8 protein-coding genes and 1 pseudogene are annotated in these 9,304 nt (G+C 67.8%); 8 read left to right on the top strand and 1 reads right to left on the bottom strand.

Features of this window, described 5'->3' with window-relative positions:
* From AC1DRP_RS31535 to AC1DRP_RS31510, 6 genes are all read left to right on the top strand, one after another.
* Positions 1–998: ABC transporter substrate-binding protein (locus AC1DRP_RS31535; RefSeq protein ID WP_476770554.1), on the top strand; the 998-nt coding region annotated here is incomplete at its 5' end.
* Between the two features lie 76 nt (positions 999–1,074).
* Entirely contained in the window at positions 1,075–2,088 is a 1,014-nt protein-coding gene (locus AC1DRP_RS31530; RefSeq protein ID WP_441504594.1) for an ABC transporter permease, read from the top strand.
* Between the two features lie 14 nt (positions 2,089–2,102).
* Entirely contained in the window at positions 2,103–3,002 is a 900-nt protein-coding gene (locus tag AC1DRP_RS31525) for an ABC transporter permease (protein ID WP_441504853.1), read from the top strand.
* Positions 3,003–3,004: 2 nt separating this feature from the next.
* Positions 3,005–4,738 carry a dipeptide ABC transporter ATP-binding protein gene (locus AC1DRP_RS31520; protein WP_441504595.1) on the top strand — a complete coding sequence of 578 codons (1,734 nt, stop codon included), beginning with the start codon at positions 3,005–3,007 and terminating at the stop codon, positions 4,736–4,738.
* A gap of 63 nt (positions 4,739–4,801) precedes the next feature.
* Positions 4,802–5,182 carry an oxalurate catabolism protein HpxZ gene (gene hpxZ, locus AC1DRP_RS31515; RefSeq protein WP_441504596.1) on the top strand — a complete coding sequence of 127 codons (381 nt, stop codon included), beginning with the start codon at positions 4,802–4,804 and terminating at the stop codon, positions 5,180–5,182.
* A 96-nt stretch (positions 5,183–5,278) separates the two neighbouring features.
* Positions 5,279–5,962 carry a GntR family transcriptional regulator gene (locus AC1DRP_RS31510; protein WP_441504597.1) on the top strand — a complete coding sequence of 228 codons (684 nt, stop codon included), beginning with the start codon at positions 5,279–5,281 and terminating at the stop codon, positions 5,960–5,962.
* On the opposite strand, the gene atzF is transcribed toward AC1DRP_RS31510, so the two are convergent.
* The gene (gene atzF, locus AC1DRP_RS31505; RefSeq protein WP_476770553.1) at positions 5,944–7,734 is read right to left on the bottom strand and encodes an allophanate hydrolase; all 1,791 of its coding nucleotides are present in this window, start codon (positions 7,732–7,734) and stop codon (positions 5,944–5,946) included. The two genes, AC1DRP_RS31510 and atzF, sit on opposite strands and share 19 nt — an antisense overlap.
* A 278-nt stretch (positions 7,735–8,012) precedes the next feature.
* Between atzF and AC1DRP_RS31500 the strand changes: the two genes are divergently transcribed.
* Positions 8,013–8,699 carry a cysteine hydrolase family protein gene (locus tag AC1DRP_RS31500; RefSeq protein WP_476770552.1) on the top strand — a complete coding sequence of 229 codons (687 nt, stop codon included), beginning with the start codon at positions 8,013–8,015 and terminating at the stop codon, positions 8,697–8,699.
* 130 nt (positions 8,700–8,829) lie between these two features.
* Positions 8,830–9,304 (top strand): annotated as a pseudogene (locus AC1DRP_RS31495) (regulator); the annotation flags it as partial.

Below are 9,304 nucleotides of genomic sequence, written 5' to 3'. Positions count from 1 at the left end.
ATGCGAAGGAGTGGCTGAAGAACAACGTCGCCGGCTCCGGCGCCTACAAGGTCGAGAGCTGGAAACCCGGCGTCGAGACGATCTATGTCCGGAACGATGCCTGGACCTCCGGCAAGCTGCCGCAGCTTCGCCGCATCATTGCGCGCGACATCGCCTCGCCTTCGACCCGCCGGGCCCTGATGGAGCGCGGCGATGCCGATGTCTCCTACGGGCTGCCACCGAAGGACTTCAAGGACCTGCTCGATGCCGGCAAGGTCAATGTCGTCGGCGTGCCGATCCCCAACGGTGTCTGGGGCTGCTACCTCAACACGCAGGTCGGGCCGTTCAAGGATGTGCGCCTGCGCCAGGCCGTGGCCTGGGTGATGCCCTATGAGAAGCTGCTGCAGGCCTCGCTGTTCGGCCGCGGCGTCGACATGTCGGGCGGGCCCGAGACGCCCAAGGTCACCTGGCCGCAGCCCTTTCCCTACACATCCAACGTCGCCAAGGCCAAGGCGCTGGTCGATGCAGCCGGCGGCGGCTTCTCGACCACGCTGTATTTCGACGCCGGCAATGCGACGGTCGCCGAACCGATGGCGGTGCTGATCAAGGAGGCGCTCGGCGCGATCGGAATCACCGTCGAGATCAACAAGGTGCCGGGCGCGAATTTCCGTACCGAGATCGCCAAGAAGACCAATCCGATGGTGCTGAACCGCTTCGCCGGCTGGCTCGACTATCCCGATTACTACCTGTTCTGGACGATGCACGGCAATAATTCGATCTTCAACATCGCCGCCTATCAGAACCCGGAACTCGACAAGCTGATCGACGCCGCGCGCTTCGCGCCCGACAAGGCAGCCTATGACGCTAATGTCGTCGACTTCATCAAGCTGGTGAACCGCGAGGTGCCGATGGTGCCGATCGCGCAGCCGACCCATGACGTGGCGCTCCAGAAGGCGATCGGCGGCTATCAGTTCCAGCCCTGCCGCGAGCCCGATTTCCGCTACCTGACCAAGGGCTGAGCGCCCAGCGCACCGCCGCCCCGCACGCAACGGCGGCGGCGGCGACTTCGCCGGATTTCGGCAAGGAGGCTGCACAATGCTTCGCATGATCGGCGGGCGGCTGATGACGACGATCCCGTCGGTCATCGGCGTGATCATCGTCACCTTCCTGCTGACGCGGGTGTTGCCGGGGGACACGGCAGCCTATTTCGCCGGGCCCGCAGCGACGCCGCAGGCCATTGCCGAAATCCGCAGCAAGCTGGGGCTCGACCAGCCCTTGCCGGTGCAGTTCGTCTCCTATGTCACGGCGCTGGCCAAGGGCGATCTCGGCCAGTCCCTGACCACCGGCCAGCCGGTGACGGCCGACCTGGCGGCGCGGCTGCCCGCCTCCGCCGAGCTGACGCTTGCGGGTCTGCTGCTGGCCATGTCGGTCGCCCTGCCGCTCGGCGTACTGGCCGCGGTGAAGCAGGGCTCCTGGATCGACCATCTCTGCCGCGTGGTGGCGACGGCCGGCGTCTCGCTGCCGGTGTTCTTCACCGGGCTCCTGCTGGTCTATGCCTTCTATTTCCTGCTCGGCTGGTCGCCGGCGCCTCTCGGGCGGCTCGATGTCTTCGCCTCGGAACCGCCGCGCATCACCGGGCTGTTCTTGATCGACAGCCTGCTTGCCGGGCATGTCGAAACCTTTCGTGCCGCGCTGGCGCAACTGATCCTGCCGGCGGTCACGCTCGGCATCTTCTCGCTGGCGCCGATCACGCGGATGACCCGCGCCTCGATGCTGGCTGTGCTCGGCGCCGATTTCGTCCGCACCGCGCGCGCCAGCGGGCTGACCAATGCCAAGGTCATCGGCACCTATGCCTTTCGCAACGCCATGCTGCCCGTCGTGACCACGCTCGGCATGGTGTTCTCCTTCCTGCTCGGCGCCAATGTCCTGGTCGAGAAGGTCTTCGCCTGGCCGGGCGTCGGCTCCTATGCGGTCGAGGCGCTGATCGCCTCGGATTACGCGCCGATCCAGGGCTTCGTGCTGACCATGGCGATCCTCTACGTCGTGCTGAACCTGCTGATCGACCTGCTCTACGGCGTCATCGATCCCCGCGTCAGGCTGGAAGGGTGAGGCCCGTGAACGACATGAGCAAGCTCGACCCCGCCGCCACGCCCGCCCTGCGCTTCGAGGCGCCGCCCGCGACGAGCCTGTGGGCCCATGCGCGCCATGTCGTCTCGGAAAACCCGATCACCGGCTTCGCCTTCCTGCTGTTCGGGCTGATCGTGCTCGCGGCGATCTTCGGTCCCTCGCTCGTGCCCTACGACCCGCTGGCGAGCAACACCAATGCGGCACTCCAGGCCCCGAGCGCGGCGCATTGGTTCGGCACCGACCAGCTCGGGCGGGACATCTTCAGCCGGGTCATCGCCGCGACGCGGCTCGATTTCACCATTGCGGTCGCCTCGGTCGCGCTCGTTTTCCTGCTCGGCGGGCTCGCCGGCGTCAGCGCCGGCTTCTTCGGCGGCTGGGTCGACAAGCTGGTCGGTCGCATCGCCGACACGATCATGGCCTTCCCGCTCTTCGTACTGGCGATGGGCATCGTCGCGGCGCTCGGCAACAGCGTCACCAATATCGTGATTGCGACCGCCATCATCAATTTCCCGCTCTATGCGCGGGTGGCGCGGGCCGAGGCGAATGTGCGGCGCGAGGCGGGTTTCGTGCAGGCGGCGCGGCTCTCGGGCAATTCCGACTGGCGGCTGCTCCTCACCCAGATCGTGCCCAACATCATGCCGATCATGGCTGTGCAGATGTCGCTGACCATGGGCTACGCGATCCTGAACGCGGCCGGCCTCTCCTTCATCGGCCTTGGCGTACGCCCGCCGACGCCGGAATGGGGGATCATGGTGGCCGAGGGTGCGAGCTTCATCGTCTCCGGCGAATGGTGGATCGCCTTCTTCCCCGGCCTGGCGCTGATGATCGCGGTGTTCTGCTTCAACCTGCTCGGCGACGGCGTGCGCGATCTCGTCGATCCCCAGCGGAGGAATTGACCTTGGCCACGATCCCGCTGCTCGAGATCCGGAACCTCACCGTCGAATTCGCCACGCGCCGTGGGGCGGTGCAGGCGGTGAAATCGATCGATATCAGCGTCGCCAAGGGCGAGACGGTCGCGATCGTCGGCGAGTCCGGCTCGGGCAAATCGGTGACCTCCTATGCCGTGGTGCGCATTCTCGACCGGGCCGGCCGGGTCGCAGAGGGTTCGATCTCGTTCTCAGGCGTCGATCTCGTCGCCGCCGACGAGGCGCAGATGCGCGACCTGCGCGGGCGCGAGATCTCGATGGTCTTCCAGAACCCGCGCGCCGCGCTCAACCCGATCCGCAAGGTCGGACGGCAGATCGAGGACGTGCTGCTGCAACATGTCCAGGCGACGCGCGCGACCGCCAGGGAGAAGGCGATCGAGGCCCTGACGCGCGTCAGGATCGCAAGGCCCGAAGAGCGCTACGATGCCTACCCGTTCGAGCTTTCGGGCGGCATGTGCCAGCGCGTGGTGATCGCGCTCGCCATCACCTGCCAGCCGCAGCTGCTGATCGCCGACGAGCCGACCACGGGGCTCGACGTCACCACGCAGAAGGCGGTGATGGATCTCATCGTCGAGCTCACCCGCGAGCGCGGCATGTCGACGATCCTGATCACCCATGATCTCGGGCTGGCTGCCGCCTATTGCGACAAGGTCGTGGTCATGGAGAAGGGCCGCGTCGTCGAGACGGCCGCGGCCAGTGAGATCTTCCGCAATCCGCAGCACCCCTATACCCGCCGGCTGATGCAGGCGACGCCGCGCATCGGCATGTCGCTCGCCGATCTGCTGACCGAACCGCCGAAGGCGGAGCCGGTGCCCAAGACAGCGCCCGCCCCCTCGCCTGTCCCCACCTCCTCTGGCGCGGCGCGAGGCGAAGCGGCCCCTGGGCCGCTGCTCAGCGTCGAGGCGCTGGTGAAGGAGTATCCGCGCCCGGCTACGGGGGCGTTCCTCGCCAGGCTGATGGGCAAGGCGGAGCCTGGGAAGCCCGGCTTCCGCGCCGTCGACGGTATCAGCTTCTCAATTGCGCGCGGCGAGACGCTCGGGCTCGTCGGCGAATCCGGCTGCGGCAAGTCGACGACCTCGATGATGATCACGCGGCTGATCGACCCGAGTGGCGGCAGGATCGTCTTTGACGGCAGCGATATCGGCGCGATCCCCGCCCGGCAGTTTGCGGCCTCGCCCCAGCGCCGGCGCATCCAGATGGTGTTCCAGGACCCGACCGACAGCCTCAACCCGCGCTTCACTGCCGAGCGGGCGATTGCCGACCCGATCATGCGGATGGGCGCGATCCGCGGCCGCGATGCGCTGCGGGCGCGCTGCGAGGACCTGGCGCGGCTTGTCGGCCTGCCGGCCGAGCTGATCGACCGGTTCCCGCATCAGCTCTCGGGCGGGCAGAAGGCGCGCGTCGGCATCGGCCGCGCGATCGCGCTCGACCCCGACCTCGTCATCCTGGACGAGCCGACAGCGGCGCTCGACGTTTCCGTCCAGGCGGTCGTCCTGAACCTGCTGGAGGAGTTGAAGGGGCGGCTCGGCATGAGCTATCTCTTCGTCTCGCACGACCTGAATGTGGTGCGGCTGCTCTGCGACCGGGTGATCGTGATGCGCAGCGGCGCGATCGTCGAGGAAGGTACCGCAGAAGAGGTTCTGGGCAACCCGAGAGCCGAGTACACCAGAGAGCTGCTGACCGCGATTCCGCATCCGCCGATGTGACGGTGCAAGATGCCGTTGCGCATGCAGCGCCGAAACCGGCCATGGCCTTTGGAGACGCCTTTCATGAAGATCAACGACCCTGCCGTGCTTGCCGAAGTCGAGGCCGCCTTCGCGACCTATGAAAAGGCGCTGACGAGCAACGACGTGGCCACGCTGGACGCGCTGTTCAGGGACAGCCCGCTGACGCTGCGCTATGGCGTGGCCGAGAACCTCTACGGCCATCATCAGATCGCCGCGTTCCGCTCGGCGCGCTCGCCCGTCGGGATCGAGCGCGCGCTCGAACGCACCGTCATCACCAGCTATGGCGATGCGATGGCGACCGCCAACACGATGTTCCGCCGCGCCAGCATGCAGGGCAAGGTCGGCCGGCAAAGCCAGACCTGGGTCAAGTTTCCCGAAGGCTGGCGGGTCGTCGCCGCCCATGTCAGCGTCATCGCGGAATGAGTCTTTCGCGTCGGGCCATGACCTTGGCCATGACCGTCGCGTCGATGCCTGTCATGCAGGCGCCTGCGCCCCTGCCCGTTCTCCGGTGCTGATGCCATGCCGCCCCGCGCCCTCCCCGTCAGAGCCAAGCCCGCAGCCCCGGCGCCGACGCGCACGGAGGCGCTGCGCCTTCAGATCGCCGACGAGATCGTCTCCGGTGCGCTCGAACCGGGGACGCCGCTCGACGAGCAGGATCTGGCGGCGCGGTTCGGCGTCTCGCGGACACCCGTGCGCGAGGCGATCCGCCAATTGTCCGCCTCGGGCCTCGTCAGCGTCCGGCCGCACCGCGGGGCGGTTGTCGCCTTGCCGACCCCGCGGCAGCTCGACGACATGTTCGAAGCCATGGCCGAGCTGGAGGCGCTCTGCGCCGGGCTCGCCGCCCGCAACATGACCGTGCCCGAACGGCGCGGGCTCGAAGGGCTGCACCAGGCCCTGCGCGCGCTGGTGCATGAGGGCGATCCCGCGCGCTATCACGAGACCAACGAGGCCTTTCACGCCGCGATCTATGCCGGATCGCATAATGGCTATCTGGCGGAGCTGACGCTGATGACGCGCGCCCGGGTCGCGCCGTTCCGCAGGGCGCAGTTCCGGGCGACCGGGCGGCTCGGCGGCTCCTATCGCGAGCACGACCTGATCGTCCAGGCGATCCTGCGCGGCGACCAGCCCGGCGCGAGCGAGGCGATGCGCGCCCATATCGGCATCGTGCGCGATGCGTTCAGGAGCTATGCGGGCGCGCCCTGACGCGCGCCCTGCGCTGCGACATAGGCCCGCCAGCCCCCGAACTCGCTGACGTCGCGCGCCGCCTCGGTCGCGATCTGCTCGCAGAGAAAGCCCTTGACCCGCGTGCCGTCGGCCAGCGCCAGCGTGCCGATGCCGAGCGGCGAAGGAATGCCGGCAACGAAACGGCCAAAGCCTTCGGGAGGCAGCGCCCAGACCTCGAGCGCGATCGGAGTTCCCCCTTGCCCGACCCGGATCAGGCCCGGCCGCGCCGGCGGTCCGCCCGGCAGGGCAAAGAGGCGGTATTCGGCGCTTGTACTCGTCGCGCGCTGGAAGATCGCGCCGAGCGCGGTCAATTCTCCGTTCAGGGGCATGCCCGAGAGATGCGCGCCGACAACGGCGATCTCAAGCATGCCAGGCGCGGCAGTGGCCGGCTCGTTCGCCGGCGGCAGCGGCAGGCCGGTCGCGCCCAGCGTCAGTCCCGACGCCTGATGGAAGGCCCGCCCGAGGCTGGCCAGCGACGCATCCTGGCCGGACGGCGCGATCAAGGTGACGCCGGCTGCGGTGCCGTCCTCCATCAGGCTCACCGGCACGGCGAGCGCGCACATATCGAGCAGGTTGACGAAATTGGTGTAGCGGCCGAGCAGCGAATTCCGGCCGATCGGGTCTGTCGCCATCTCGGCCAGCGTGACCGGCCGCGGCACGGTCGGCACCATCATGGCATCGATGCCCTTCAGAGCGGCCCGGGCGCAGAGAGCAAGCCCGGCCAGCCGGTATTGCGCCGCGAAGGCCTCGGCCGCATCCGGCAGCGGCCGCCCCGTGATGACCTGCCGGATCACCGGCAGGATCGCCTCGGGTTCGGCCATCAGCAGGTCGCGGATGGCGAGATAGCGCTCCGCCACCCAGGGCCCGTCATAGAGCAGCCGGGCGGTCTCGTAGAATGGCGTCATGTCGATGGGGACGATGATCGCGCCCAGCGCTCGCGCCCGTTCGACCGCAAGGGCAAAGCTCGCCGCCGCCGCCGGAGCGCCGTCGAAATCGAGATCGGCTGGGCGCGGGATGGCGAGCCGCGGATGCGGCGCCAGTGCGCCCGGCCGCCCGAACGGTATGGAACGGGAGAACGGGTCGGTCGCATCGGGGCCGGCGATCACCTCCAGGACGGCCGATGCGTCATCGACGGTCAGCGCGAACACCGAAACGCAGTCGAGCGTGCGGCAGRCCGGAACGACGCCCGCCGTCGAGACCAGGCCGAGGCTCGGCTTGAGGCCGACGAGGTTCTGCAGGCCGGCGGGCACCCGGCCCGACCCCGCGGTGTCGGTGCCGAGCGCGACAGGAACGATGCCGGCCGCAACCGCGCAGGCGGAGCCGGAGCTCGAGCCTCCCGGCACGAGATCGGGGCGCAAGGCGTTGCGCGGCACGCCATAGGGCGAACGCGTGCCGTTCAGGCCGGTGGCGAACTGGTCGAGATTGGTCTTGCCGATGATGATCGCGCCCTCTTCCCGCAACCGCGCAACCACGCCGGCATCCGCGACGGGGAGATAGGAGAAAGCCGGACATGCCGCGCTGGTGGCGAGCCCGGCGACATCGATATTGTCCTTGACCGCGATGGGCACGCCCCAGAGCCTGCGACCCCGTGGGCCCTCGGCCTGCAGGCGCGCCGCCTCGGCCAGCGCTTCCGTTTCGAGCCGCAGGCTGATGAAGATCGCTTCGTCGTCATGGTCGCGATAGCGCGCATAGGCTGCCGCAATCGTCTCCGGGATCGTGCGCCGGCCGGCAAGATGATCAGCGAGAAGCATGGTCATTGTGCTCACGAGATAGCCCCTCTTCTTTCCAGCCTATGAAATGAGCAATTGCTTGCGAGATGCATGCGAAGATTATGCATGCCGCCACCTGCATCGGCCGCGCTGCGCAGCCGGACCCGTGCGATCCGCCGATCGCGCCCCTCTGACGCTCAAATTGATCAAGCGATTTCAAATCCTTAGCTGGAACCGCCCGCAACTCCGGGGCCGCAACCCGCGCTCAGGCACAGCCCTTGCAAAGCTTGTTCCGTTCGCCAGCGACGGGAGCGCCTTTCGTGAGCCGGTCCGAGATTGCAGCCCAGCCCTTCCCGATCAGCGTCGATTTCGCGCGAACCGCGCTCGTGATCATCGACATGCAGCGGGATTTCCTGGAGCCGGGCGGCTTTGGCGCCGCGCTCGGCAATGATGTCGCCCTGCTCGGCGCGGCGCTCCTGCCCTGCAAGGCCATGCTCGCAGGAGCCCGCGCCGCCGGCATGCTGGTAATCCACACGCGCGAGGGCCACCGGCCCGATCTCTCGGACGCGCCGCCGGCCAAGGTGCTGCGCGGCGATCCGGCCACACGCATCGGCGCGGCGGGGCCGATGGGGCGTATCCTCGTCCGCGGCGAGGCCGGCCATGACATCGTGCCGGCGCTGGCGCCGCTGCCCGGCGAACCGGTGATCGACAAGCCCGGCAAGGGCGCCTTCTACCAGACCGATCTCGACCTGATGCTGCGCAATCGCGGCATCGAGACGCTGCTCGTCAGTGGCGTGACGACCGAGGTCTGCGTCCACACCACCGTGCGCGAGGCGAATGACCGGGGCTATCGCTGTCTCGTCCTCGGCGACGCCTGCGCCTCGTACTTTCCGGAATTCCACAGAGTGGGCCTGGCGATGATCGCAGCCCAGGGCGGCATTTTCGGCTGGGTCTCGTCCACGGATGCGGTGCTGGCCGCCCTCRCAGCCAAGGACCGGGCTGCCTAGAGCAAGCTGCGGAAAAGCGGCAACGGTTTTTCGCGTTAAGAATGCCCTAAACTATTAGATTTGTTCACGTTTTCCGCGTTTTGACGATTTCTTCCAAACGCAGCGTGATCCAAGCGCGGAGGTGAAGACCATGACGAGCGCGACAAGCAGGCCACAATTGTGGACGCCGGGCGACTGGAACGCCCTGTTCGGTTTCGGTACCAATATCCTAGTCAATCTGCTGGTGCTGACCGGGCTTCTGCAATTCGTGCTGAAGATGCCTGCTGAGATCGTCTTCGGCCGCATCCTGCCCGCGCTTGGTCTGATGATGCTGCTCTCGACCGGTTATTACGCCTGGCTCGCCTACCGGCTCGCCAGGGAAACCGGCCGCGACGATGTCTGCGCCCTGCCCTCGGGCATCAGCGTGCCGCATATGTTCGTCGTCACCTTCGTGATCATGCTGCCGATCGCGAGCATGACCGGCGATCCGATCAAGGGCTGGGAGGCCGGGCTCGTCTGGGTGTTCTTCCAGAGCTTCATCCTGATGGCCGGCGGCTTCATCGCGCCCTATATCCGCAAGGTCACGCCGCGCGCGGCGCTGCTCGGCACGCTGGCCGGCGTCTCGA

The organism is Allobosea sp. 01N443, from assembly GCF_056399325.1.
Note: the sequence above shows the minus strand (reverse complement) of the source record. Positions and strands in the feature narration are given on the sequence as shown.

What these genes read in the sequence shown, in the direction of transcription:
- AC1DRP_RS31530 (WP_441504594.1), top strand. Translation starts at nt 1,075, where the DNA reads ATGCTTCGCATGATCGGCGGGCGGCTGATGACGACGATCCCGTCGGTC.
- AC1DRP_RS31525 (WP_441504853.1), top strand. Translation starts at nt 2,103, where the DNA reads ATGAGCAAGCTCGACCCCGCCGCCACGCCCGCCCTGCGCTTCGAGGCG.
- AC1DRP_RS31510 (WP_441504597.1), top strand. Translation starts at nt 5,279, where the DNA reads ATGCCGCCCCGCGCCCTCCCCGTCAGAGCCAAGCCCGCAGCCCCGGCG.
- hpxZ (WP_441504596.1), top strand. Translation starts at nt 4,802, where the DNA reads ATGAAGATCAACGACCCTGCCGTGCTTGCCGAAGTCGAGGCCGCCTTC.